General features: G+C 69.7%; 25 protein-coding genes and 1 tRNA gene. 10 read left to right on the forward strand and 16 right to left on the reverse strand.

What is annotated here, in order from left to right; all coding sequences use genetic code 11:
• The first annotated feature begins 20 nt into the window (after positions 1 to 20).
• Together Dfulv_RS00450 and Dfulv_RS00455 are read left to right on the forward strand one after the other, a co-directional pair.
• Positions 21 to 527 carry a pyridoxamine 5'-phosphate oxidase family protein gene (locus Dfulv_RS00450; protein ID WP_259860601.1) on the forward strand — a complete coding sequence of 169 codons (507 nt, stop codon included), beginning with the start codon at positions 21 to 23 and terminating at the stop codon, positions 525 to 527.
• A 9-nt stretch (positions 528 to 536) separates the two neighbouring features.
• Positions 537 to 610: transfer RNA gene (locus Dfulv_RS00455), tRNA-Gly, on the forward strand.
• A gap of 130 nt (positions 611 to 740) precedes the next feature.
• On the opposite strand, the gene Dfulv_RS00460 is transcribed toward Dfulv_RS00455, so the two are convergent.
• The 7 genes from Dfulv_RS00460 to Dfulv_RS00490 all read right to left on the reverse strand — a co-directional run bounded on the left by Dfulv_RS00460 (position 741) and on the right by Dfulv_RS00490 (position 4,620).
• Complete coding sequence (locus Dfulv_RS00460; RefSeq protein WP_259860602.1) at positions 741 to 1,031, reverse strand: helix-turn-helix domain-containing protein; 291 nt, start codon at positions 1,029 to 1,031, stop codon at positions 741 to 743.
• 25 nt (positions 1,032 to 1,056) lie between these two features.
• Positions 1,057 to 1,428 carry a type II toxin-antitoxin system RelE/ParE family toxin gene (locus Dfulv_RS00465; protein ID WP_259860603.1) on the reverse strand — a complete coding sequence of 124 codons (372 nt, stop codon included), beginning with the start codon at positions 1,426 to 1,428 and terminating at the stop codon, positions 1,057 to 1,059.
• Positions 1,429 to 1,738: 310 nt separating this feature from the next.
• Positions 1,739 to 2,404 carry a nucleotidyl transferase AbiEii/AbiGii toxin family protein gene (locus Dfulv_RS00470; protein ID WP_259860604.1) on the reverse strand — a complete coding sequence of 222 codons (666 nt, stop codon included), beginning with the start codon at positions 2,402 to 2,404 and terminating at the stop codon, positions 1,739 to 1,741.
• Complete coding sequence (locus Dfulv_RS00475) at positions 2,404 to 2,757, reverse strand: hypothetical protein (protein WP_259860605.1); 354 nt, start codon at positions 2,755 to 2,757, stop codon at positions 2,404 to 2,406. The genes Dfulv_RS00470 and Dfulv_RS00475 overlap by 1 nt, the downstream gene beginning before the upstream one ends.
• A 473-nt stretch (positions 2,758 to 3,230) precedes the next feature.
• On the reverse strand, positions 3,231 to 3,587 hold the full coding sequence (locus tag Dfulv_RS00480) for a PIN domain nuclease (protein WP_259860606.1): 357 nt from the start codon (positions 3,585 to 3,587) through the stop codon (positions 3,231 to 3,233).
• A 62-nt stretch (positions 3,588 to 3,649) separates the two neighbouring features.
• Entirely contained in the window at positions 3,650 to 3,904 is a 255-nt protein-coding gene (locus Dfulv_RS00485; protein WP_259860607.1) for a type II toxin-antitoxin system VapB family antitoxin, read from the reverse strand.
• Between the two features lie 476 nt (positions 3,905 to 4,380).
• Positions 4,381 to 4,620: a hypothetical protein gene (locus Dfulv_RS00490; RefSeq protein ID WP_259860608.1), complete on the reverse strand. Its 240-nt coding sequence runs from the start codon at positions 4,618 to 4,620 to the stop codon at positions 4,381 to 4,383.
• A gap of 273 nt (positions 4,621 to 4,893) precedes the next feature.
• Here Dfulv_RS00490 and Dfulv_RS00495 point away from each other — a divergent pair, with 273 nt between their 5' ends.
• The 3 genes from Dfulv_RS00495 to Dfulv_RS00505 all read left to right on the forward strand — a co-directional run bounded on the left by Dfulv_RS00495 (position 4,894) and on the right by Dfulv_RS00505 (position 8,721).
• Positions 4,894 to 6,666, forward strand: coding sequence for a proline--tRNA ligase (locus Dfulv_RS00495; RefSeq protein ID WP_259860609.1), 1,773 nt, complete (start codon positions 4,894 to 4,896; stop codon positions 6,664 to 6,666).
• 262 nt (positions 6,667 to 6,928) lie between these two features.
• Positions 6,929 to 7,549, forward strand: coding sequence for a septal ring lytic transglycosylase RlpA family protein (locus tag Dfulv_RS48480; RefSeq protein WP_406567908.1), 621 nt, complete (start codon positions 6,929 to 6,931; stop codon positions 7,547 to 7,549).
• Between the two features lie 65 nt (positions 7,550 to 7,614).
• Positions 7,615 to 8,721 (forward strand): PP2C family protein-serine/threonine phosphatase, encoded by a 1,107-nt coding sequence (locus Dfulv_RS00505; protein WP_259860610.1) that lies wholly within the window; start codon positions 7,615 to 7,617, stop codon positions 8,719 to 8,721.
• Here the strand turns inward: Dfulv_RS00505 and Dfulv_RS00510 are convergent.
• Positions 8,718 to 8,900 (reverse strand): hypothetical protein, encoded by a 183-nt coding sequence (locus Dfulv_RS00510; protein WP_259860611.1) that lies wholly within the window; start codon positions 8,898 to 8,900, stop codon positions 8,718 to 8,720. The genes Dfulv_RS00505 and Dfulv_RS00510 overlap by 4 nt on opposite strands.
• A gap of 209 nt (positions 8,901 to 9,109) precedes the next feature.
• On the opposite strand from Dfulv_RS00510, the gene Dfulv_RS00515 reads away from it, so the two are divergent.
• Positions 9,110 to 10,963, forward strand: coding sequence for an acyl-CoA dehydrogenase (locus Dfulv_RS00515; protein ID WP_259860612.1), 1,854 nt, complete (start codon positions 9,110 to 9,112; stop codon positions 10,961 to 10,963).
• A 50-nt stretch (positions 10,964 to 11,013) separates the two neighbouring features.
• On the opposite strand, the gene Dfulv_RS00520 is transcribed toward Dfulv_RS00515, so the two are convergent.
• On the reverse strand, positions 11,014 to 11,493 hold the full coding sequence (locus Dfulv_RS00520) for a SixA phosphatase family protein (protein WP_259860613.1): 480 nt from the start codon (positions 11,491 to 11,493) through the stop codon (positions 11,014 to 11,016).
• 90 nt (positions 11,494 to 11,583) lie between these two features.
• Between Dfulv_RS00520 and Dfulv_RS00525 the strand changes: the two genes are divergently transcribed.
• Positions 11,584 to 11,856 carry a DUF6458 family protein gene (locus Dfulv_RS00525; protein WP_259860614.1) on the forward strand — a complete coding sequence of 91 codons (273 nt, stop codon included), beginning with the start codon at positions 11,584 to 11,586 and terminating at the stop codon, positions 11,854 to 11,856.
• A gap of 56 nt (positions 11,857 to 11,912) precedes the next feature.
• Here the strand turns inward: Dfulv_RS00525 and trhA are convergent, their stop codons facing one another.
• Positions 11,913 to 12,536, reverse strand: coding sequence for a PAQR family membrane homeostasis protein TrhA (trhA, locus tag Dfulv_RS00530; protein WP_259867297.1), 624 nt, complete (start codon positions 12,534 to 12,536; stop codon positions 11,913 to 11,915).
• Between the two features lie 117 nt (positions 12,537 to 12,653).
• Between trhA and Dfulv_RS00535 the strand changes: the two genes are divergently transcribed.
• The 3 genes from Dfulv_RS00535 to Dfulv_RS00545 are packed head-to-tail and all read left to right on the forward strand — an operon-like array spanning position 12,654 to position 14,801.
• Positions 12,654 to 13,247, forward strand: a complete 594-nt coding sequence (locus tag Dfulv_RS00535) for a 5-oxoprolinase subunit B family protein (RefSeq protein WP_259860615.1) — start codon at positions 12,654 to 12,656, stop codon at positions 13,245 to 13,247.
• On the forward strand, positions 13,244 to 14,089 hold the full coding sequence (locus Dfulv_RS00540; RefSeq protein WP_259860616.1) for a 5-oxoprolinase subunit C family protein: 846 nt from the start codon (positions 13,244 to 13,246) through the stop codon (positions 14,087 to 14,089). The genes Dfulv_RS00535 and Dfulv_RS00540 overlap by 4 nt, the downstream gene beginning before the upstream one ends.
• Positions 14,073 to 14,801, forward strand: a complete 729-nt coding sequence (locus tag Dfulv_RS00545) for a LamB/YcsF family protein (protein WP_259860617.1) — start codon at positions 14,073 to 14,075, stop codon at positions 14,799 to 14,801. Before Dfulv_RS00540 ends, Dfulv_RS00545 begins: the two co-directional genes overlap by 17 nt.
• On the opposite strand, the gene Dfulv_RS00550 is transcribed toward Dfulv_RS00545, so the two are convergent.
• The 6 genes from Dfulv_RS00550 to pdhA form a co-directional block, all read right to left on the reverse strand.
• Positions 14,798 to 16,645 (reverse strand): NHL domain-containing thioredoxin family protein, encoded by a 1,848-nt coding sequence (locus Dfulv_RS00550; protein WP_259860619.1) that lies wholly within the window; start codon positions 16,643 to 16,645, stop codon positions 14,798 to 14,800. The genes Dfulv_RS00545 and Dfulv_RS00550 overlap by 4 nt on opposite strands.
• Before the next feature lie 4 nt (positions 16,646 to 16,649).
• The gene (locus tag Dfulv_RS00555; RefSeq protein ID WP_259860620.1) at positions 16,650 to 17,738 is read right to left on the reverse strand and encodes an LppU/SCO3897 family protein; all 1,089 of its coding nucleotides are present in this window, start codon (positions 17,736 to 17,738) and stop codon (positions 16,650 to 16,652) included.
• Positions 17,739 to 18,594: 856 nt separating this feature from the next.
• Positions 18,595 to 18,729: a hypothetical protein gene (locus tag Dfulv_RS00560; protein ID WP_259860621.1), complete on the reverse strand. Its 135-nt coding sequence runs from the start codon at positions 18,727 to 18,729 to the stop codon at positions 18,595 to 18,597.
• A 226-nt stretch (positions 18,730 to 18,955) separates the two neighbouring features.
• Positions 18,956 to 20,332: a dihydrolipoamide acetyltransferase family protein gene (locus tag Dfulv_RS00565; protein ID WP_259860622.1), complete on the reverse strand. Its 1,377-nt coding sequence runs from the start codon at positions 20,330 to 20,332 to the stop codon at positions 18,956 to 18,958.
• 11 nt (positions 20,333 to 20,343) lie between these two features.
• Positions 20,344 to 21,324 (reverse strand): alpha-ketoacid dehydrogenase subunit beta, encoded by a 981-nt coding sequence (locus Dfulv_RS00570; protein WP_259867299.1) that lies wholly within the window; start codon positions 21,322 to 21,324, stop codon positions 20,344 to 20,346.
• Positions 21,321 to 22,454: a pyruvate dehydrogenase (acetyl-transferring) E1 component subunit alpha gene (gene pdhA, locus Dfulv_RS00575; RefSeq protein WP_406567909.1), complete on the reverse strand. Its 1,134-nt coding sequence runs from the start codon at positions 22,452 to 22,454 to the stop codon at positions 21,321 to 21,323. Before pdhA ends, Dfulv_RS00570 begins: the two co-directional genes overlap by 4 nt.
• Positions 22,455 to 23,124: the final 670 nt, after the last annotated feature.

Below are 23,124 nucleotides of genomic sequence, written 5' to 3' on the forward strand. Positions count from 1 at the left end.
TGTACGAGTACATTTGACGCATGAGCTCGTGGGCTGACTTCGCCGCGGCCGAGCCCCTCCTGGCGACGGCCATCCGCACGCTTGTGTGCCAGTACGGGCCAGGCCTCGGCTACCTGGCAACCGTGCGCCCCGACGGCGGGCCGCGCATTCACCCGGTGTCCCCGGTGGTCACCGACGACGGCCTCTTCTGCTTCGTGCTCGCCTCACCCAAGCGGCACGACCTCGACCGCGACGGCCGCTACTCGCTGCACAGCTTCCCCGCCACCGACTCCGACGACGAGGCGTACCTGTCGGGCTGCGCGACCGCGGTGACGGACCCGGCCGTGATCGGCCCGCTGGCCCGCCAGATGCGCGCCGCACCGGGGGTCGATTGGAAGCTGTACGAGCTGACGGTCGACGTGGCGATGGTGGTCCGCCACGACACCCCGACCACCTCGACCCGCACGGTCTGGAAGGACCGCCCCGGCCACGTCCCGAGAGCAAGGCAGAATGGTCCGTGCGCGACGGCCGTTGATTCGGTACAGTAGGCGTCGCTCGCGGGTGTAGTTCAATGGCAGAACATCAGCTTCCCAAGCTGACAGTGAGGGTTCGATTCCCTTCACCCGCTCCACCACAGAGGCCCTGGTCAGGACGTAAGTCCAGACCAGGGCCTGTTACATGTCCGGTCACTCGAGACCCGCTGCGGGCCATTAGCGTGCCATTGCGACGACTGTCAGCTGTTCCCGGCGCTTGCGGGTGCCTCAGGCGGCGACGTCGCGGTGAGGTTTGAAGGTGATGTCAAGCTCCGCGTCGAGTGCAGCCGCGAGTCTGGCCAGCAGCGGCACGGTGGGCGTGGCGCCGCCTGATTCCAGACGGGACAGTTGCGGTTGGGTCATGCCGGCGCGCTCGGCGAGTTCGCCCTGTGTGAGCCCGAGTTCGGTGCGACGGTCGTGGACCATCTGGCCGAGCAGGAGCGCTGCCCGTGCCTCCTCGTAGGCGGAGTTGTGCTGCTCGGCGCCGGTGCGCTCCCAGCGAGAGTGACGTGCCGTCATAGCCCTTCCGTCTTTCCGTTGTGCTTCATTGCCATTTTCGCTCGAAGGTCTCGGTTGCTGGCGCATGTTCTTCATGCCCCAACTCGCATGTCTGCTGGGCGGCGATAGCCCGCATAACCTCGGCGCGCTCGACCTGGCGGGTCTTGCGGAACACAGTCAGCAGCACCACCCGAGTCTGGGGCGCGAGCCAGTAGCTGATGCGGACGGCCGACCTGTCCAGGTAGAACCGCAGCTCGCGTGTCTTGCCGCCGAGGTGTCGCGAGTAGGGTTCGCCGAGCGTCTCGGCCCGCTCGGCAAGAATGTCGGCCATCGCTTCGACCTTGGCATACTCCGTGAGCCGCAAGGTTTCGAGCCAGTCTCGTACTTCTGGCTCCAACTCGATCACGTAGCGTCTCACCTCCCACACAATATACCGTCCGTGGTATGTCAACAAGCAGCGGCCAGCCATTAGCGGGCCATTAGCTCAGGCGACAGTTGGCCGTCCCGGGCCGCTCGCTAGCCGAGTGACCTGGTGGCCGGCGCGTGCAGTGAGGGGGACTTGTACGGTTCCCAAGCTGACAGTGAGGGTTCGATTCCCTTCACCCGCTCCAAACGCTCCGGCCCAGGTAGACGGCATGATCGCCGCCCCTGCATCGCCTTCTTGATCTCTGTCGGGTAAGCGTGCCGTTAGCGGGCCGTTCGGCGACTGTCAGCTGTCCCTGCGACGCTCACTGCAGGGGCTGCGGATGGTCGTTGAGCAACTGTTGACGCCAGTCAGCGAATCGCGCCCGCAGGGCTGCGAGGTGGTTGGCGTCTACGCCGTAGAAGGCGAACCTTCTGTCGGGGTAGCGCTTCAGCATGGCGAAGAGGTCGGCGAGGGTTCGACGGTCGAAGCCGGCGTCGGCCTGCTCGGCGAGCTCGCACAGGCGCTGCCGGGTGTAGCGCCCTGACGTGATCGCGGCGTCGACGTCAAGAAAGTCGCGAGGTTCGGCTCTGGTGTACAGGGCGGACATCTTGCCTGCGACGACGTCGTCGGGATGCAGCACCGGGCCGATGGCCATCTGAACCGGTGGCAAGGCTCGCCAGTTGGCGGCCAGCTCGACCTTGTACGAGTGTCCCGGTTCGCTGGGCTCGATGACCGCAAGCCGCGCGAACGTCTCGAACTGTTGTGTGATCTCGACGGCGTAGCCGTGCTCGGTGTAGGCGTTCACGACAGCGTCCACCGCTGCAGCGAAATCTGCTCGACGTTCCCAGGCGGTGAACAGGTCGATGTCTTCGCTCGGCCGGTGCAGGATGCCGTGTGCCTGCACGGCGTAGCCGCCAGCGAGAGCGAACCCGTACTGGCCGGCTACCTGTAGTCCGATTTCTGCCAGCCGGAGGTGGACTGGCTCCACTAACTGGCCAGTGCCGTCGGAGGTGCTCCGAGCTCCGGAAAACGGGCGTGCCAGAGTGCCCGCAGCCGGCCGGGTAGCCAGAGGTCGTGCCACACGCGGCGGAGGGTGGCCTCGTCAAGCCATCGGCACAGCTCGTCGGCGGTGGCAGCCTGGTTTAGGACGGTCTGGTAGAGCACCTGGAGATCCCCGGGATCGTCGAGGTTGTATCGCCCGTCGCCTGACCAGTCAATCCGCTGATCGAGGACGATGACGCCGGCCGCGGGTCCGCGCAGGTCGGTGAGCCGCGCTGGAACCGCGTAGTGCCGCTGCTCGGCGTACGTCGACCCCGGCGGTGCGATTCGCTCAGCCGTCATGGCGTCCTCCCATCCACATCTCAGATCGTACGGTCTATCGTCCGCTCACTGGGAAGCGTGGACGTCCGGGGGTTTGGACGAGGATCTGGCACGCGATCAGGCGTCCGATCACCTAAAAGGCGTAGTAACGTCTCAGAGGCACTTCAAGTTGATCTTGCCTAGGACGGCAGGCACTCGCTCCCAGGTGGGAGTGATGCTGCCGTGGCTTGGATACATCGTCAGACCGCGGACGCCGGACGAGATCGTCGGTGACGTCAGTCTGTACGAGATTCGGGGGCAGCAGCGTCTCGACGTCTTCTGCGAATTCTTGCGGAGACTCGGCAGGACGTTGGGCAAGCGGGTCCTGCTGTCGGCGAGGGCGCCTACGACGACTACGCGCCGATGATGGCGCACGAAGTGGAGGGGACCGAGTGGTGTTCCTTGCCGGCCTTGGCGGTAGGCGAACGCCATAGGCCGTTGACGCGTGGGGTCGATCAGAGCGAGCCCTTGGCCACCACCCATTCGACGGGCTGACCGGTGATGGCGGCGATGCGGTCATAGTCGGCGTCATAGTGCAGCACGGTCGCACCGTGCAGTTCAGCGGTGGCCGCGATGATGAGGTCGGGTAGGCGGAAGTGGCGGTGCTGGCTGGTGGTCGCAAGCGCCCGGTGCGTCGCAAGCGCCCGGGTCATCGCCTGTGTGGTCACGTCGATCCAGCGGTGTCCGTGCAATGCGGCCCACAGCACCTCGTAGCTCTTCGGGTCCGGTGCGTTGTTGAGGTACTCAAGGGAGGTCATTTGGCAGGCGGCCAATCGTCCTTCCGTGAGCAGCGTTTCGAACCGGCGGCGCACCTGTGGATGCTGTCCCTGCAGTACATACACCGATGTGTCTGCGAGATAGATGGGCCCGGACATCAGGCCGCGTCGGCCTCTCGTGCGTCCTCAGCGAGCCGGGACAGGTCACGCCCGCCGCCATAGCCCCAGGCTTGGTGGGAGTCGCTGAAGTCCATCTGCACGCTGTCGAAGGCCGCAACGATCTCGGCGGCCTTGCGGCGCATCGCAAAGGCGTGGAGAGCGGCGTTGATGGTCGCGACCTTGGTGTCCGTGCCGAGTTCCTCGCGGGCAGCCTCCAGCCACTCGTCGTTGACGTCGACCGTGATGCGTGTCATGAGAAGATCGTAGCACCAATCTATCCGATTTTTAGGCACCAAGATCGCTGTAGTTGGCGCACCAATATTCGATGTCGGCTGGTCGGCCGACACGTTCATGAGGTCATCGAGGCTCGTTCGGTACCACACGCAGGTCAGGTCCTCGGCAGGTGGAGCGCAGGCGCTGTGCCTCTATACCGTCCGGCGCATCGAGCCGGCACTGCGGACCGGCCGCCTCGATGCGGTCCTGCCGTAGGCGGAACAGGGTCCGTACTCGACCCGGGGCCGTTGATCAACGCTCCGTCTCTGCCCTGTCGCCTCGATCATGAGGTGCTCGCTGGAAGTGGTGCACCCGTCGGGTGGTGTCGGTGTGGGTCCGCAACCTGGCCTATCGACCTGCAGCGACCGGACAAGCCGGCGCTGATGCGGGAGGCTGCCCAAAGTCTGGCCCGGCCCTGAGTGCCGCGCCGACGCGGTGGAAGCGAGACGACACCGGCTTACCGCCGGCGCAGTGCCCGGCGTCCGATCCGGCCGGCTGCCCAGATGCCACCGACCGTCATGACGAGGCCGCACAGGCCCAGCAGCATCTCGTAGGTGCGGTCGGAGTCGCTCAGTGGCGGTCCGGCCGGTGGCAGCGGGTCCCAGGCGTTCCACGCGGAGACCGTCAACAGCACGCCGAGCGCCGCTGTTGCGACCGCGAGCAACATCGATGCGCTCCGCCCCGTCGGAGTTGCCATCGCGGCAGTGTACCGTTGGCGGGTCGCCGCTTCAGGAGCCCCAGCCGGGCGAGGGGTGAGTGCCTGTACCACCAGGGCGCCGGCCGCGACCCGTTCGACGGGCTGGCGGCGATGACGAGGCCGGGCAGGCTGAAGTGGCGGTGTCCGCACGTCGAATGCGGCCTGCTCGATCACTCCTGGCACACCGGCAGCCTCGGCCACATACCGTGCCGATCGGACCGGGTATCGTCACCGTGAGTGTGCCGAGAAATCCGGCTTCGGAGGTAGACGAAGATGGTCCTGAAGATGTCCACGCTGTTCCTTCGGACCCTGCGGGAAGACCCTGCGGACGCCGAGGTGACCAGCCACCGCCTGCTCGTCCGCGCGGGTTACGTGCGCCGAGCGGCGCCGGGCATCTTCACGCTGCTGCCAATGGGCCTGCGGGTGATGCGCAACGTCGAGCGGGTGATCCGCGACGAGATGGACGCGATCGGCGGCCAGGAGCTGATCTTCCCTGCGCTGCTGCCCCGGGAGCCCTACGAGGCGACCGGCCGCTGGACCGAATACGGCGACACCCTCTTCCGGTTGAAGGACCGCCGCGGCACCGACTACCTGCTCGGGCCGACCCACGAGGAGATGTTCACCCTCGCGGTCAAGGACTTCTACTCGTCGTACAAGGACCTGCCGCTCACGCTGTACCAGATCCAGTCGAAATACCGCGACGAGGCGCGCCCGCGAGCCGGCATCCTGCGCGGCCGGGAGTTCGTCATGAAGGACTCCTACTCCTTCGACGTCGATGACGACGGGCTCCGCGCGGCGTACGAGCGGCACCGGTCCGCCTACGTCAAGATTTTCGACCGGCTCGGCCTCGACTACGTCATCTGCTCCGCGATGAGCGGCGCGATGGGCGGCAGCGCCTCCGAGGAGTTCCTCGCCGTCTGCGACATCGGCGAGGACACCTTTGTGCGCTGCACCAACGGCGACTACGCGGCCAACGTCGAGGCGGTCACCACGCCCGCGCCGCAGCCGCTACCCATCGAGGGCCAGCCCGCGGCGAAGGTTGCCGACACCCCTGACACGCCGACCATCGAGACGCTGGTCGACCTGTTCAACACCCGCGAGGACCTGCGCCGCGCCGACCGGCCGTGGACGGCCGGCGACACGCTGAAGAACGTCATGGTCATGCTGACCATGCCCGACGGCAAGCGGGAGCCCCTCGCCGTCGGCGTGCCCGGCGACCGCGAGGTCGACCTGCGCCGGCTGGAGGCCCAGGTGGCACCGGCCGAAGTGCAGCCGATGTCGGAGGCCGAGTTCGCGCAGCACCCGGCGCTGGTGCGAGGTTACATCGGCCCCGGCGTGCTGGGTGAGAAGAACTCGTCCGGGATCCGGTATCTCGTGGACCCGCGTGTGGTCGAGGGCACCGGCTGGATCACGGGCGCGGACCAGCCCGGCAAGCACGTGGTCAACCTGGTCGCCGGCCGTGACTTCACGCCTGACGGCACGGTCGAGGCGGTTGTCATCCAGAACGGCGACGTCTGCCCGGTCGACGGTGGCGCGCTGGAGCTCGCTCGCGGCATCGAGATCGGCCACATCTTCCAGCTCGGCCGGAAGTACGCGCAGGCGTTCAACCTCACGGTCCTCGACGCCAACGGCAAGTCGCAGGTCGTGACGATGGGCTCCTACGGCATCGGCGTGTCCCGCGCGGTCGCCGTGATCGCCGAGCAGACCGCCGACGAGCGCGGCCTGTGCTGGCCCCGCGAGCTGGCCCCGGCCGACGTCCACGTGGTGGCGGCGGGCAAGACGGAGGAGATCCGCGGCGGCGCCGAGCGCCTGGCCGACGCGCTCGAGGCGGCCGGCCTGACGGTGCTGCTCGACGACCGCAAGGACGTCTCACCCGGCGTGAAGTTCAACGACTCCGAGCTCGTCGGCGTCCCGACGATCGTCGTGGTGGGCAAGCGCCTGGCCGACGGCATGGTGGAGATCCGTGACCGCAAGACGGGTGACAAGGAAGAGGTCGCCTTCGACGCCGCGGTCGACCGGATCCGGTCCGTCGTCCGCGAGTCCTGACGGTTCCTCGGCACGCTGCGCGGCCCCGCCCTTTCCGCAAGGGTGGGGCCGCGGTTCCACGTGAATCCAGCGCGCCAGGTCGGAAATGCATATGGCTGACGGTCGCATTACTCACCGTGTGGAGGTCGGCCGAAAGGATCCTCTGCGGGTCGTCCTTTCGGACGGAACTATCGGCGCAAAACGGCATATGGCCCACGGATTCGTTTGACTGATGCCCGGGAGTGGTCGATACGTTCGGTCACGGCCTTGCAGTCGACGAAGGGTGCTGGCATTGTCCGGCAAGCATTCCGCTGAGCGTCGCCGTCTTCTTGTTCCGCTGATCGCCGGAGCCGTCGCGGTTGCCGCACTGGTCGGCGGAGCGGTGGCCACGGTCAATCTCAGCTCGGACCCCAAGCCCACCGCCGCCGCCGGCGGCATCGACGCGAGTCGCAGTCCTGACGAGCGGGCCGACCGGGGCGACCGGCCGGTCCCGAGCGCCGATCCGAGCGAGTCCCCGCAGGTCGTGGCCTCGGCATCGCCGTCGAAGAGCACAACCAAGAGCCCAACCAAGAGCCCGACCATGAGCCCGTCGAAGAAGCCGTCGACGAGCAGCGCGGTGACCAACACCGGCACCTGCCAGGCGTCTTACTATGCCAGTGGGTCGAAGACCGCCAACGGGGAGAACTTCGATCCCGACGGGCTGACGGCGGCCCACAAGACGCTGCCGTTCAACACCAAGGTGCGGGTCACCAACCTCGCCAACGGCAAGTCCGTGGTCGTGCGGATCAACGATCGGGGGCCGTTCGTATCCGGACGGTGTCTGGATCTGGCTCGCGGGGCCTTCGTGACGATCGCCTCGGTGAGTTCCGGTGTCATCAACGCGCGGTACGAGGTACTCAAGTAAGCACAACCCGGCCGTTTGTTTGAGCGGATCGGCGGTGGGTTGGTGGCATGCTGTTGGCCGGACCTATGAAACGTCAACTGCTTCCCGAGGCCCGCGCCGGAGTCGGCGCGGCCTTCGTGCTGCTCGTCCTGGTCCTGGCGACCGAGGTCGCCGACGGATCGCAGGCGAACTACATCGGGCTGTTCGCCGCAGCGCCGTTCCTGGCGGCCGCATTCGCCTCCTGGCCGGAGGTGCTGGCGGTCGGCGGCGCCTCGACCCTGTTCGCGTTCCTGTTCAGCTCGATCGAGCTGATGCGCAGCCGCGACCGTGTGCTGGTCCTCATGCTGAACCTCGGCGGCGTGATCGTCGCGAGCGGCATCGCTTGTGCGGTCGGCGCCATCCGCCAGCGGCAGATCGCGCGGTATGCGGAGCTGTCCCGCCTCGCGTCCGTCGCGCAGGGTGCGGTGCTGCGCCCGCTCGGGCCGCAGCTGGGGCCGTTGACGATCGCCGCGCGGTATATCTCTGCGAGCGCCGCCGCCGACATCGGCGGTGACCTGTATGAGGCGGTCGAGACGCCGTACGGCGTGCGGATGATCATCGGAGACGTGCGAGGCAAGGGTCTCGACGCGGTACGCCTGGCGAGCATCGTGCTCGGGTCCTATCGGCACGTGGCGTTCGAGCGGGCCGACCTGCGCGCGATCGTGGCGGACCTCGATCGGGCGGTCGCCAGGTCGGTCGGTGACGAGGACTTCGTGACCGCGGCACTGATCGAGGAGCGTGGCGGCACGCTGACGATCGTCAACTGCGGCCATCCGGCGCCGTTGCTGCTGCGCCGCGGGCGGGTCATCCCGCTCGACCCGCCGGCCAACGCGCCGCCGCTCGGGTTCATGCCGGTGGTCAAGCCACGGGTCGAGCGGCTGGAGCCGGGCGACCGGCTGCTGTTCTTCACCGACGGGCTCGCCGAGGCGCGCCGCGACGGGCAGTTCTTCCCCACCGCCGAGCGGGCGCAGCGGCTGGTCGGGCACGGCACGGTCGCCGACGGGCTGAAGTCCCTGGAGAGCGCACTGCTGGAGTGGGTGCGCGGGCGTCTCGACGACGACATCGCGCTGGTCCTGGTCGAGTATCAGGGAGTCAAGGCGCCGGCGACGGTCCCCAGCTGGGAGATCGGCGGCGCCGGAGTGACGTCCTCCTAGGCCTGACTTTCCGCAGGGCGTTGGCGCGGCACGAAGCGGCGCATCGGCGCTCGGTGCCGCCCGGTGTAGAACCGGGGGTACTTGGGGGCGAACAACGAGCCCATCAGGCGGACGATCATCGCGCGGCCCTCCTCGTCGACCTGCGACTGCTGCGAGTAACCGCTCAACGACCACGTCACCCACTGGTGACGGCGTGTCCGCTACTCAACCGCACCGTTTTGATGCTCAATCGGGCCTGCTGTGGCGTGGTTCACTCCTGGGTGCGCAAGGGGCGGCTTGTTCATGGTTACTTGCCAGTAATAAAATGACTGTTACCGACTGGTAACCTCGGTCGTCCATGCTCGATCGCACCGTTCGCGACATCACCAGAGACGGGGGCCACTCCGCAATGACCCATTACAAAAGCAACCTGCGGGACCTCGAGTTCAACCTCTTCGAGGTGTTCGGTGTCGACAAGGTCCTCGGTCAGGGCCCATACAGCGACGTTGACGTGGACACCGCCCGCAGCATCCTCGCCGAGGTCGACCGGCTGGCGCGGGAGGACCTCGCGGCCAGCTACATCGACGGTGACCGCAACCCGCCGGTGTTCGACCCGGCCACGCACAGCGTGAAGATGCCGGAGAAGTTCCGGAGGTCTTACGAGGCGTTCATGTCCGCCGAGTTCTGGCGCCTCGACCTGCCCTCCGAGCTGGGCGGCACCGCCGCGCCGCGGGCCCTGTGGTGGGCGCTCGCCGAGATGGTCCTCGGCTCCAACGCGCCGGTGTGGATGTACGCCTCCGGTCCCTCGTTCGCGCACACGCTGCACATCGAGGGCACCGAGGAGCAGAAGAAGTGGGCCAAGCTGTTCGTCGAGAAGCAGTGGGGCTCGACGATGGTGCTGACCGAGCCCGACGCGGGCTCCGACGTCGGCGCCGGCCGGACCAAGGCGATCCCGCAGGCCGACGGTTCCTGGCACATCGAGGGTGTCAAGCGGTTCATTACCAGCGGTGAGCACGACCTCACCGACAACATCGTGCACTACGTGCTCGCCCGCCCGGTCGACACGCCCGGCGCCGGTGGCCCCGGCACCAAGGGCCTCTCGCTGTTCGTCGTGCCGAAGTTCCACTTCGACGCCGACACCGGCGACCTCAAGGACCGCAACGGCGTGTTCGTCACCAACGTCGAGCACAAGATGGGCCTGAAGGTCTCCACCACGTGTGAGGTCACGTTCGGCGGCCACGGTGTGCCTGCCAAGGGCTGGCTGCTCGGCGACGTGCACGAGGGCATCCGGCAGATGTTCCTCATCATCGAGTACGCGCGGATGATGGTCGGCACGAAGGCGATCGCGACCCTGTCGACGGGCTACCTCAACGCCCTCGACTACGCGAAGAGCCGCATCCAGGGCGCCGACCTGATCTCCACCGACAAGACCGCGCCGCGCGTCACGATCATCAACCACCCTGACGTCCGGCGCTCGCTGCTGATGCAGAAGTCGTACGTGGAGGGTCTGCGCGCGCTCGTCGCGTACACGGCGACCTGGCAGGACAGGGTCGCGCTGGCCGAGGCCGCCGGTGACGAGAAGGCCGCGAAGATCGCCAAGCGGGTCAACGACCTTCTGCTGCCGCTGGTCAAGGGCGTCGGCTCCGAGCGGGCCTACGAGCTGCTCGGCCACGAAGCGCTGCAGACCTTCGGCGGCTCCGGCTTCCTCCAGGACTACCCGCTGGAGCAGTACGTCCGCGACGCGAAGATCGACACCCTGTACGAGGGCACGACCGCGATCCAGAGCCTCGACCTGGTTTTCCGCAAGATCGTGAAGGACCAGGGCAAGGCGCTGCTGACGGTGGCGGCGGAGATCCAGCAGTTCCTCGAGGCCGAGGGCGGCAACGGGCAGCTGAAGCTCGAGCGGGTCGCGCTGGGCAAGGCGCTCGCCGAGGTCCAGCAGATCCTGGGCATCTTCACCGGCTGGCTGGGCGAGGCGCAGGGCGGCGACCCGCAGGCCCTCTACAAGGTCGGCCTGAACACCCGCCGCTTCCTGCTCGCGCTCGGCGACATCGTGGTCGGCTGGCTGCTCCAGAGGCAGGCCGAGGTGGCACTGCAGGCGCTGGCCGGTGACGTGTCCGTCGCCGACAAGGCGTTCTACGAGGGCAAGGTCGCGGCCGCGAAGTTCTTCGCGCACGAGATCCTGCCGCGCATCGGCGCCGACCGCCGGATCGTCGAGTCGACGAACCTCGACGCGATGCAGCTGCCGGAGGACGCGTTCTAGGACGCCACGAGCCAAAGGGGGAGGGCAACGGTGCCTTCCCCCTTTTCGCGTCAGCCCCGGGCGGTGTGCTGCGCGGACAGTGCCGCGCGGTCCAGGTCGCGCCACGTGCCGCCGAACCGGTGGACGGCGATGCCCGCGGTGGCGAGCCCGTTGTCCGGGAGTTCGTCCGGCGCGAGCAGGTCGGACAGGACCGACAGGGTCGGGTTGTGGCCGATCACCAGCAGCGTCGAGACGTCGGCGTCGGTCTGCCGGACGAGGTCCAGTGTGTCCGGGGCCGGCCCGTGGTAGATCCGCTGTTCGAACACCACCGGGACCGTCTCCAGGCCGAGCTCCTGCAGGGTCTCCCGGGTGCGGACCGCGGTCGAGCACAGCACGGCGTCGGGCACGAGGCCCTCGCTGTGCAGCCACGTCCCGGCGGCCGAGGCGTCCCGCCGGCCCCGGGGACTCAGCGGGCGCTCGATGTCGGTGGCGTAGTCGTCGGGGTCGGCGGCCTTCGCATGGCGGAGCAGGATCAGCGTGCGCACGGTCATGCGCATAGCGTGCCCGATTGAAGAACGTCGCAGATGGGTATCCCGACGCACAGACAGACAGTGACCCAACAGATGCCCGGGAGGCCCTCGATGGGTATCGGCGGCAGCATTCTTCTGATCGTCGTCGGCGCGATCCTCACGTTCGGGCTGGACGACACCGACCTGGGACCGTTCAACCTCGACACGATCGGCTGGATCCTTCAGCTCGCTGGGCTGGTCGGCCTGCTCCTGACCTTGTACTTCTGGAACTCCCGCCGCCGCACGGTGGTGCGTGAGGTCCCGCCCCCGCCGCCTGCCGGCAACACCGCGATCCCGCCGGCCACCGGCGAAGAGGTCATCGAGCAGCGGCGCCGCCGCTACTGACACATCGGACATCGCGGCCGCACCGCCGGGAGAAGGCGGCGCGGCCGCGTCCGGCGTTATGCGTACAACGCGAAGTAGATCGCGATGTGGTGGCAGATCGCGGCGACCAGAGTGCAGGCGTGGAAGAACTCGTGGTGCCCGAACACGGTCGGCCACGGGTTGGGCCTGCGCAACGCGTAGAACACCGCACCGACGGTGTAGAAGGCCCCGCCGACGAGCGTCAGCACCAGGGCGGTGACGCCGCCGTTGCGCAAGAGATCGGGGAGCACCACGATCGCGACCCAGCCCAGCGCGAGGTAGAGCGGCGCGGACAGCCACCGCGGCGCGTTCGGCGTGATCAGCTTCATGCCGACGCCGAGGATCGCGCCGCCCCAGACCACCGCCAGGATGATCTTCGCCGTGGTGCCGGGCAGCAGCAGCACACTGAACGGCGTGTAGGTCCCGGCGATGAACACGAAGATCATCGAGTGGTCGAGGCGCCGCATGATCTTGTATCCGCGCTGGGACCACACTCGCCGGTGGTAGAGCGCGCTCGTGCCGAACAGCGCCACAACCGTGAGGCTGTAGACGAGACAGCTGACGAACGGGGCCCAGCCCGGCCTGGCCGCCGCGAGCGAGCACAACACGATCCCGCAGATGACGGCGACGCCGGCCGCATACGCGTGCAGCCAGCCGCGCATCCGCGGCTTGCCGAGATCAACCGGACGCAGGCGGGTTTCGGTCTTCACGGTCACGCCCTCCAGGTTACGGTACCGTAGGTTACTCACAAGTATCATGCGGCCGTCTATCGTGACGGCATGCACGTCCGGCCGATCGGCACCAGCGCGCTCCGCATCGAGGTCGACGACCCGCTGGCCTGGTTCGCGTTCCTCGACGGCGAGCGGCACGCCGGACGGCTGGCCGTGGTCGACATCATCCCCGGTGCCCGGACCGTCCTCCTCGACGGCGTCACCGACCCCGCCGCGGCGACCGCACTCATCCGCACCGCCCCGCCGCCCGCCGCACCGCCCGTCGAGACGGCACCCGTCACGCTGCACGTCCACTTCGACGGCGAAGACCTGCCGTTCGTCGCCGACCACGCCGGCACCACCGTCGACACCGTCATCCGTACCTTGACCGGCACCGACCTGACCGTCGCCTTCTGCGGCTTCGCACCCGGCTTCGCCTACCTCACCGGCCTGCCGTGGACAATGCCACGCCTGCCCAGCCCACGACCCCGCGTGCCCGTCGGGTCCGTCGCCCTCGCCGCCGAATACGCCGGCATCTACCCCACCGCATCACCCGGCGGCTGGCGGCTCGTCGGCCGCACCGACACCGCGCTGTTCGACATCGACCGCGACCCACCCGCCCTGCTGACACCGGGCCGTACCGTCAGATTCACCGCCGCATGATCGTCACCAACGCCGGACCGCTGACCACCGTGCAGGATCTCGGCCGGCCCGGCTACGCGCACCTCGGCGTCCCCCGCTCCGGCGCCCTCGACCAGCCCGCACTGCTCCTGGCCAACCGCCTCGTCGGCAACCCGCCCAGCGCCGCCGGCCTCGAGATCACGCTCGGACCGTTCGCCGCCACCATGCCGGCCGCCGGCACCATCGCACTCACCGGCGCCGCCGCGCCGCTGCGGGTGGGAGGCAAACCCGCACCGCTCAACGCGCCCGTCGCGGTCCGCGCCGGGGACCGCGTCGAGATCGGGCCCGCGGTGCTCGGCCTCCGCGCCTACCTCGCCGTCGCCGGCGGTCTTGCCGTGGCAGCGGTACTGACCAGCCGCGCGACCGACACCCTGTCGTTCCTGGGCCCGCCCGTCGTCCGCACCGGCGACCGGCTGCCGATCGGGCCCCGGCCCGGCGAACCGGCCGCCGTCGACGTCGCACCCCGCCCCGCACTCGGCGGCGACATCACCCTGCGGATCACGTGGGGGCCCCACGCCGACCGCTTCACGGACACCGCCGTGCTCGGCAGCACGAAGTACACCATCGGCACAAACAGCAACCGCGTCGGCGCACGCCTCAACGGCAGGCCGCTGACCCCGATCGACGGCCGTGAACTGCCCAGCGAAGGCATCGTCCTCGGCGCCGTCCAGGTCCCCGCCGACGGCCGGCCCCTGGTCTTCCTCGCCGACCACCCCACCACCGGCGGCTACCCGGTCGTCGCCGTCGTCGACCCCGGCGACCTGCCACTGCTCGCACAGGCACGCCCCGGCGATACCGTCACGTTCCATGGATCTCAACAGTGACCTGGGCGAGGGGTTCGGCATCTGGCGCCTCGGCGACGACGACGCCCTGCTGGCGATCGTGACCAGTGCCAACGTCGCCTGCGGCTTCCACGCCGGCGACCCCACCACCATGCGCCGCATCAGCACCTTCGCCGCCGAACTCGGCGTCCGCGTCGGCGCCCAGGTCAGCTACCGCGACCTGGCTGGCTTCGGCCGCCGCCGGATCGACGTCCCGCCCGGCGAACTCGAAGACGAACTGCGGTACCAGATCGGCGCGTTGTCCGCGTTCGGGCCGGTCTCCTACATCAAGCCGCACGGCGCCCTGTACAACACCGCCGCGACCGACGAGGCCCACGCCTCCGCCGTCGTCGCTGCCGCCCGTCCGTCCGGGCTGCCCGTGCTCTGCCAACCCGGCTCGGCACTCGCGCGGCTGGCGACCGACGCCGGTCTACGGGTCGTCACCGAAGGGTTCATCGACCGCGGTTACCTGCCCGACGGCCGCCTCGTCCCCCGTAACTCCCCGGGCGCCCTGATCACCGACGTCGACACGGTCATCGCGCGAGCTGTGCGGATGGCCATCGACGGTGTGGTCCAGGCCGTCGACGGATCCGTCATCCCCATGCCCGTCGAGTCGCTGTGCGTCCACGGCGACACCCCCGGCGCCGTCGCCATGGCGACCGCCGTGCGCGCCGGCCTGCTCGCGGCCGGCATCACGGTCACGTCGTTCTGCTAGGCGTCCATACCGCGCAGGATCAACGGCAGACGCGCCGCGCCGCCCTTGACCACCCGGATCGGCACACCCCAGTCCTGCCGGGTCAGGTGGCACGCCGGGAACTCCGCGTCGATGTCGCAGGTCGCCGCCTGCGCGACCACCTGCAGTACACCCTCCGCGACATCCCCCGAGAGGACCAGGCGCCGACGCAGGTCCGTCGTCACGCCGGCACCCTCCAGCAGCAGCTCCGGTGGCGACGCCGACACCTCCAGCCGGGTCGACGGCCCGAACGACTCGTCCAGCTTCTGGCCCGGCGCCGGCTCGAAGATGAGGTCCAGCTCGACCTCACCGGGCGCCAGCATGGTCGACGGGCGCTCGGTGCGGTGCCGCACGCCGCTCACGTCGACGCCGGCCGCCGCCAGCGTGCCCGGCGCCAACCGGACCAGCCGGTGCGCACCCGACTCGACGACCACGACCGCACCCGTCGCGGTGCTGACGATGTCGCTGGGCTCCTTGAGCCCGTCGACCACCGTGGTGACCTTGTTGTCGGCGATCCGGCGGATCGCGCCGTTGTAGGTGTCGGCGACCAGCACACTGCCGTCGGCGAGCGCGAGCAGACCCAGCGGATGCTGCAGCAACGCCTGGTCGGCCGGGCCGTCGACGTGACCGAAGTCGAACAGCCCCTGCCCGACCGCGGTGTGCATCTCGCCGTCCTCGATCCAGCGCACCGCCGACGACTCGCTGTCGGCGACCCACAGCCGCTGCCCGTCCGGGGAGGCCGACAGTCCCGACGGCTGCGCCATCCACACCTCGTGCAGCGGCCCGTCCTTGAGCGCCTCGACCGTCGTTCCGGCGTACATCCCGGCGGTCCGCCGCACCGGATCGAACCACCACAGCTGGTGAATGCCGGCCATCGCGATCACGACCCGGTCGTCGTACCACGCGACGTCCCACGGCGACGACAGGTCCACCGCCAGCGAGTCATGCTGGTCGAAGTCGACGGTCCCGCGCCATTGCCGCCCGCTGCCGGCCACCGTCGACACCTCGCCGGTGGCGAGACGCAGACCGCGCAGCAGGTGGTTGACCGTGTCGGCGACCACCACGTCGTAGCCGGCGATCTCCGCGACGTGCGGCGGCAGCAGGCACAGGCCGCCGGGCTCGGAGAACTCCGGCTCGGTGCCGTCCTTGCGGCCGCGCTCACCGGTCCCGATGCGCCGCACGAGGGTCTCGTTGTCGGCGTCGAGCTCGATCAGCGAGTGGTGCGTCGAGTCGGCGACCAGGAAGTGCCCGTCGGGCAGCGCCAGCGCCTTGCCGGGGAACCGCAGCGTGGTGGCGTCGGCCTTGGCCGCGGCCGGATGCGGGGCGTCGCCCCGGCGGAGGGTGCCGCGCGCCTCGTGGACCCGGACCAGTTCCTCGATGAGCCGGGCCAGCCCTTCGGCGTGTCCTTCGCCGGCCATGGTGGCGACGACGTAGCCCTCGGGGTCGATGACCGTGAGCGTCGGCCAGGCTTTGGCGGCGTACTGCTGCCACATGTTCATGTCCGGGTCGTCGAGCACGGGATGATCAACGCCGTAGCGCTCGACGGCGGCCGCCAGCGCCGCGGCGTCCTTCTCGTGCTCAAACTTGGGCGAGTGCACCCCGATGGTCACGAGGACGTCGGCGAAGCGCTGCTCGAGGGGCCGCAGTTCGTCGAGCACGTGCAGACAGTTGATGCAGCAGAAGGTCCAGAAGTCCAAGATCGCAATGCGACCTTTGAGGTCGGCCAGGGTCAGCGCCTTGCCACCGGTGTTGAGCCAGCCCCTGCCGCGCAACTCGGGTGCGCGGACGCGGGCCTGCAACAACGGTGATTGTGCCGGGTCGGTCATGAACTCACTTCTGGTTCGCTGGACGGAGGCAGAGGACCTGGTCCTTCTGGCCCTTGTGCTGCAGGACGATGTACGGCTGGCTGGCGTCGGAGCAGCTCTCCGGCTTGTCGACCTTCGAAACGATGGTGAAGGCGCCGTCGTCGGAGCAGCCGGCCTTCTTCGCGGAGTCGCCGTCCTGTTTCACGCAGGAGTTGACGGCGAAGCTCGTGCTGCCGGCGTTGTTGAGCGCCACGACGATGGCCGTGCCGGCGACCGCCAGCAGGAACACCACGACCACGATCACCAGGCCGAGCAGCAGGCTGCGACGGTTCTTCGGGGCCGGTGGCGGGGTCGGCACCCCGGTGTCGCCCTCGGCCGGCGGCGGCGTCGACGGCGGGGCGGTTTCGCCGGGCATCGTGACGAGGTCGCTGAACTTCGGCCCGGTGGGCGCGGCGGCACTGGGAACGGACGCCTGGTACACGCCGGTCGCCGGGGGCGGGGCGGCCTGGTAGACCCCGGTCGCGTGCGGCGCCGAGGCCTGATACACCCCGGTGGCCGGCGGTGCGCTCGACGGGTAGGTGCCGGTGGCCTGTGGTGCGGACGACGGGTAGCCGGCGGCGGGCGGTGCGCTCGACGGATACGTGCCGGTGGGCTGTGGGGCGCCGGTCTGCCCGCCCGCCGGGAAGGAGCCCGCCGCCGGGGCGACCGTCGGCGGGAACGGGCCGGCGGGTGGCGCGGGCGGGGCCGGGGGAGCGCTGGCCGGGCCGGTCGCCGGTGGGGCCGAGGCCTGGTAGATCCCGGGGGTCGGGGGCGCCGACGTGGGGCCGGCCGGCGGCCCGGAGGCGGGGATGGTGCCGGGGGCGGGCGGCGCGGAGGTCGGCGGGACGGAGACGGAGGCGCGGGCGGCGTACGTTCGCGGTGGCTGGGCCGACGGCGGGATCTGGCCGAGGCTCGGTGGTGGCGCGGGCATCGCCGGGCCGCCGGGCGACTGGACAGCCGGCGGCGCGGAGACGGGGCCGCCCTGAGCGGGCGAGGGCGGGACCTGGGCGGCGCCGGTCGGGACCTGTGCCGACCCGGCGGAGGGCACCTGGGCGGCCGCCGAGAAGCCCTGCACCGGTCCGGGGGGCGGCTGAGCGGCCGAGCCGGACGGGGCCTGCGCGGAACCGAAGGGGATCTGGGCCGAGCCCGACGGGGTCTGAGCCGATCCGGGCGGCGTTTGACCGAAGGCTGGGGGAACCTGTGCGGAACCCGAGGGCGACGGGACACGGGCCGAACCCGACGAACCTCCGGCACCTGGAGCGGAGACCGGCGCGGCGGAGACGGGAGAGGACGAGACCGGGGTGGCTGACACCGGAGCGGTGCCGGCGGAACCAGACGGTCCGGTCTGGGCCGGGGACGGCACCGGGACGAAGCCGGGGAAACTGCCGGGCGGACCGAGCGAGGTCTGGCCGGGCGGGGGCTGCGGCACCCGTGGCGGCAGCGGGCCGGCCGGCGGGAACGGGCCGGGGCGGGCCGGCTCCGGCTCGATGCCGGCCGAGGGCTGCGGCGGGGCCGGTGCGGCGAACGAGGTCGGTGGGGCAGGTGGTGCAGGTGGTGCGGACGTGGGCGGAGCCGACACGGGCTGTGACGGTGCCGGGGGAGCCGACATCGGTGGCGGTGACATGGGCGGAGGCGACGCGGGTGCGGGCACCGACGCCGTAGCGCGGACGGCCGGGGGCTTGCCCACCTGCGGCGTGGCCGCCGCACCGTCGTCCGTGTCGGACGGGTGGGACTGGTCGGACGTCATGCGAGCCTCCTGTTGGTCAGACCCTTGCGACCGTAGTCGACGTGGGACGGACATGGCAGAGCCGTTGCCGAGGTTCGTCGGCACGAACCCGGAAGTGACCACACGTTAGCGGTACGAAAAAGCCGCCCCGGTCCGGGGAGGAGCGGACCGGGGCGGTTCGGGGTGCTGCGGGTGTGGCCATGGGTCAATCGCGACTGAGCATGGCGTGGAGTTCGTCGCGGAGGGCGCTCGACGGGTTCTTGGCGATGGCGCGCTCGATGGCGTCGAGACGGCGGGCGGCTTTGCGGCGCGCGCGGTAACGCTCGATGAAGGTGCTCATGACCGGCTCCTCGGGTCGATGTAAGGAGGTCTTTGTCTCTCATCCATTACATCGCCTGAGAAAGATCCAAATCCAGCGATTATCAAGTGATGCGGCCCACCAGCCGAAGATTCTTAGGTCAGACACCTCGGCAAACGCCCAGTTCGTCGGCCACATGACAGTGGCCCCGTGCTCAGCGCGGGGCCACTGTCGACGGATTGGCCTGCTCGGGTCGGCCGCCGGAGTGTTAGCTCCAGGCCAGGAGCACGCCCTCCGGGTCCTCGAGGAACGCTCCGATGTCGCGGAGGAACTTCGAGCCCAGTTCGCCGTCGATGATGCGGTGGTCGAACGACAGGCCCAGGGTGGTCACCTGACGGATCTTGATCTTGCCCTTGTGCACCCAGGGCTGCTCACGGACCGCGCCGAACACCAGGATCGCCGATTCGCCCGGGGGCAGGATCGGCGTGCCGGAGTCGACGCCGAAGACGCCGACGCTGGTGATCGTGAACGTGCCGCCGGTCATGTCGGCCGGCGGGGTCCGGCCGTCGCGGGCCGTTTTCACCAGTCCGTTGAGCGCGTCGGCGAGCTCGCGGGTGGTCAGCTCATGCGCGTCCTTGATGTTCGGCACGATGAGGCCGCGCTCGGTGGCGGCCGCGATGCCGAGGTTGACGTAGCGCTTGAGCACGATCTCGGTGTCCTGCCAGGACGAGTTGACCATCGGGTGGCGCTTGATGGCCAGCAGGACGGCCTTGGCGACCAGCAGCAGCGGCGAGACACGGACGTCGCGCCAGTCGCGGTGGGCCTTGAGCCGTTCGAGCGCCTTCATCGAGCGGGTGACGTCGACCGTCAGGAACTCGGTCACGTGCGGCGCGGTGAATGCGCTGGCCACCATGTTCTCGGCGGTCAGCTTGCGCACGCCCTTGACCGGGATGCGCTCCTCCCGCTCGCCGGGGACGGCGACCCGGGCCGGCGTCACGGCGGGAGCCTGCGTCTGGGACGCGAGCACGTCGTCGCGGGTGATCGAGCCGTTGGGACCGGTGCCCGAGATGCCGGTCAGGTCGACGCCGAGGTCGCGGGCGAGCTTGCGGACCGGCGGCTTGGCGAGCACCGCACCGTTGCGGGGCGGCGCCGGTGCCGGGGCCGGCTTCGGTTCCGGAGCGGGCTGGGGTGCCGGTGCGGGCACGTCCGGTACGACTCCTGGACCGGAATTCCGGGGACGGCGCTTGGCCACCGTGGTCTTGGGGCCGTAACCCACGAGCACCGCGGTGCGGCCGCCCGGGGCGGGACCACCGATCAGGCCGGGCTCGACCGGGCCGTCGCCGGCCACCTCGACGGCGGCGAGCGACGCGGCCGACGGCGCGGGCAGGTCGCCGGCGGCGGGGTCGGTGTCGATGGCGATGATCGGCTGGCCGACCTCCACCGTCGTGCCCTCCGGGTGGAAGATCCGGGTGACCTTCCCGGCCCACTTCGCCGGGATCTCGACCGCGGCCTTCGCGGTCTCGACCTCGACGATCGGCTGGTTGAGCGTGATCGTGTCGCCCACGCCGACCAGCCACTTGAGGATCTCGCCCTCGGTGAGTCCCTCGCCCAGGTCGGGCAGGTTGAACTCCTTGACTCTGGTCACGACGCGGCCCCCTAGAACCCGAACGAGCGGTCGACGGCGTCGAGCACCCGGTCGAGGTCCGGCAGGTACTCCTCCTCCACCCGGGCGGCCGGGTAGGGGGTGTCGAAGCCGCCGACCCGCAGGACCGGAGCCTCCAAGGAGTAGAAGCACTCCTCGGTGATCCGGGCCGCGATCTCGGCGCCGAGGCCCAGATTGACCGGCGCCTCGTGGACGACGACCGCGCGGCCGGTGCGGCGCACCGACGCGTAGACCGGGGCCAGGTCGAGCGGCGAGAGCGAGCGCAGGTCGATGACCTCGATGTTCCGGCCGTCCTCGGTCGCGGCGGTGGCGGCGTCGAGCGCGGTGCGCACCATCGGGCCGTAGGCGATCACGGTCGCGTCGGTGCCGGGCCGGGCCACCCGCGAGGCGTGCAGCGGCAGGCTCGCGGTATCGACGTTGACCTCGCCCTTCTCCCAGTAGCGGCGCTTGGGCTCGAGGAAGATGATCGGGTCGTCGGACTCGATCGACTGCTGGATCATCCAGTACGCGTCGTCGGGGTTCGCGCACGATACGACCTTGAGGCCGGCCGTGTGCGCGAAGTAGGCCTCCGGCGACTCGGAGTGGTGCTCCACCGCGCCGATGCCGCCGCCGAACGGGATGCGGATGACCATGGGCATGCGGACGTTGCCCTTCGAGCGGTAGTGCATTTTGGCGACCTGCGCCACGATCTGGTCGTAGGCGGGGTAGACGAACCCGTCGAACTGGATCTCGCAGACCGGCCGGTAGCCGCGGATGGCGAGGCCGACCGCGGTGCCGATGATGCCCGACTCGGCGAGCGGGGTGTCGATGACGCGGTCCTCGCCGAAGTCCTTCTGCAGGCCGTCGGTGATGCGGAAGACGCCACCGAGCTTGCCGACGTCCTCACCCATGATGAGGACCTTGGGGTCGCGCTCCATCGCCCGGCGCAGGCCGGTGTTGAGCGCCTTGCCGATCGACAGGGTCTCGGCCATCAGTGCCCACTCCCCTCGAACGACGCAAGGTAGTTCGCGAACTGTTCCTTCTGCTGGTCGAGCTCCGGCGAACCGTTCGGGTAGACGTGCTCGAACATCGTCATCGGGTCGGGGTCGGGCATGCTGAGCACCCGCTCGCGCAGCTCGACGGCGGCGACCCGGGCCTCCTCGTCGATCGCGTCGAAGTAGTCGGCCTTCGCCATGCCCTGCTTCTCCAGGAAGGCACGCAGCCGCTTGATCGGGTCCTTCGCCTGCCAGGCCTCGACCTCGCTGGCGATGCGGTAGCGGGTCGGGTCGTCCGACGTCGTGTGGGCGCCCATGCGGTACGTGTACGCCTCGATCAGCGACGGGCCCTGGCCGTGCCGGGCGTCGTCGAGCGCCTTGCGGGTGACCGCGTAGCAGGCGAGCACGTCGTTGCCGTCCACCCGCAGGCCGGGGAAGCCGAAGCCGCTGGCGCGGTGGTACAGGGGCACGCGGGTCTGCCGCTCCAGCGGCTCGGAGATCGCGTACTGGTTGTTCTGGCAGAAGAAGACCAGCGGCGCGTTGAAGACCGACGCCCAGATGAACGCCTCGTTGACGTCGCCCTGGCTGGTGGCGCCGTCGCCGAAGTACGCGATCACCGCCTCGCCGTCGTCGGAGCCGACCTTGCCGTCCTTGGTGATGCCCATGGCGTAGCCGGTCGCGTGGAGCGTCTGCGCCCCGATGACGATCGTGTACAAGTTGAACTTGAACTCGTTGGGGTCCCAGCCGCCCTGATTGACGCCCCGGAACAGGCCCAACGGCATGATCGGGTCGATTCCGCGGCAGTAGAGGACCCCGTGTTCGCGATACGTCGGAAACGCCATGTCCTGCGGTCGCAGTGCCCGGCCGGATCCGACCTGGGCCGCCTCCTGGCCCAGCAGGCTCGCCCAAATGCCCAGCTCACCCTGACGCTGCAGGGCGGTCGCCTCGGCGTCGAGCTTCCGGACCACGACGAGGTCGTGGTACAGCGACCGGTACTCGTCTTCGGTGAAGTCGACCGTGTAGTCGGGGTGATCGACCCGGTCGCCCTCGGGGGTGAGCAGCTGCACGAACGCGGGTTCAGGCACGGCCCGTGTCCTGTGCGTCCGGGCCTTGGCTTCGCCCTTCGCCATCCGTTTCTCCCTGTCGTCTCTCGCGTCGGCAGCGGGGGTGACCCTGCCGCGCAGCGGGGGTGGCTGCAACGCGGCAACCCGGTGGGGTCGGCACGTCGCGGGTGGGCACGACGGATCATGCCCGGGAGCCGGCCCCGAGGGCCCCTGCCTCGCAGGGTATGCGGAGGCTACGGCCCCGTTGCCGGTGTGTGTCCAGCATCGCAGAACGCGTGTCGATCGACACCATGGAGTTCCGGTTCCTCCGATGGCGGATGCCGAAAAATCCCCCTAGTCCGGGCAGATCCTCCTGTCATCACCCGACGTTGTTCCTTACGTCCCCGGATACTTGGAGTTCTCGCGTTGCCTTCCTCTCCCGGCTCCTCTTCCCCCGACGACGTCCGGACGCACCGTTCGTTTTCGCCGAACCGGCGCCCGTTGCTGATCTCCGCGCTGCTGGTGGCGCTGACATCGGTACCGACGATGATCGTCGTGGCCGCGGGCAGTGCGACGCTCGACAGCACGTCGCGGTCGCGGATTCCGGTGATCGCGGAGCCGCGCCCGGGTCCGGTCGTGGTGGATTCGTCGCCGCGCACCGGCCTGCACCCGTCCGGCGTGCCCGACCGGAACTCGCTCGCCGCGGTCCCGGCGGCACCGCAGCCGCCCGGCCGGCCGCGGACGTCCGCCCGTGTCT

This window comes from Dactylosporangium fulvum (assembly GCF_025137375.1).
GTDB lineage: Bacteria > Actinomycetota > Actinomycetes > Mycobacteriales > Micromonosporaceae > Dactylosporangium > Dactylosporangium fulvum.

What these genes read in the sequence shown, in the direction of transcription:
- Dfulv_RS00460 (WP_259860602.1), bottom strand. Translation starts at nt 1,031, where the DNA reads ATGACGGCACGTCACTCTCGCTGGGAGCGCACCGGCGCCGAGCAGCAC.
- trhA (WP_259867297.1), bottom strand. Translation starts at nt 12,536, where the DNA reads ATGCGCGGCTGGCTGCACGCGTATGCGGCCGGCGTCGCCGTCATCTGC.
- Dfulv_RS00475 (WP_259860605.1), bottom strand. Translation starts at nt 2,757, where the DNA reads ATGACGGCTGAGCGAATCGCACCGCCGGGGTCGACGTACGCCGAGCAG.
- Dfulv_RS00545 (WP_259860617.1), top strand. Translation starts at nt 14,073, where the DNA reads ATGGATCTCAACAGTGACCTGGGCGAGGGGTTCGGCATCTGGCGCCTC.
- Dfulv_RS00560 (WP_259860621.1), bottom strand. Translation starts at nt 18,729, where the DNA reads ATGAGCACCTTCATCGAGCGTTACCGCGCGCGCCGCAAAGCCGCCCGC.
- Dfulv_RS00525 (WP_259860614.1), top strand. Translation starts at nt 11,584, where the DNA reads ATGGGTATCGGCGGCAGCATTCTTCTGATCGTCGTCGGCGCGATCCTC.
- Dfulv_RS00505 (WP_259860610.1), top strand. Translation starts at nt 7,615, where the DNA reads ATGAAACGTCAACTGCTTCCCGAGGCCCGCGCCGGAGTCGGCGCGGCC.
- Dfulv_RS00515 (WP_259860612.1), top strand. Translation starts at nt 9,110, where the DNA reads ATGACCCATTACAAAAGCAACCTGCGGGACCTCGAGTTCAACCTCTTC.
- pdhA (WP_406567909.1), bottom strand. Translation starts at nt 22,454, where the DNA reads ATGGCGAAGGGCGAAGCCAAGGCCCGGACGCACAGGACACGGGCCGTG.
- Dfulv_RS00490 (WP_259860608.1), bottom strand. Translation starts at nt 4,620, where the DNA reads ATGGCAACTCCGACGGGGCGGAGCGCATCGATGTTGCTCGCGGTCGCA.
- Dfulv_RS00495 (WP_259860609.1), top strand. Translation starts at nt 4,894, where the DNA reads ATGGTCCTGAAGATGTCCACGCTGTTCCTTCGGACCCTGCGGGAAGAC.
- Dfulv_RS00535 (WP_259860615.1), top strand. Translation starts at nt 12,654, where the DNA reads ATGCACGTCCGGCCGATCGGCACCAGCGCGCTCCGCATCGAGGTCGAC.
- Dfulv_RS00450 (WP_259860601.1), top strand. Translation starts at nt 21, where the DNA reads ATGAGCTCGTGGGCTGACTTCGCCGCGGCCGAGCCCCTCCTGGCGACG.
- Dfulv_RS00550 (WP_259860619.1), bottom strand. Translation starts at nt 16,645, where the DNA reads ATGACCGACCCGGCACAATCACCGTTGTTGCAGGCCCGCGTCCGCGCA.
- Dfulv_RS00540 (WP_259860616.1), top strand. Translation starts at nt 13,244, where the DNA reads ATGATCGTCACCAACGCCGGACCGCTGACCACCGTGCAGGATCTCGGC.
- Dfulv_RS00520 (WP_259860613.1), bottom strand. Translation starts at nt 11,493, where the DNA reads ATGACCGTGCGCACGCTGATCCTGCTCCGCCATGCGAAGGCCGCCGAC.
- Dfulv_RS00485 (WP_259860607.1), bottom strand. Translation starts at nt 3,904, where the DNA reads ATGACACGCATCACGGTCGACGTCAACGACGAGTGGCTGGAGGCTGCC.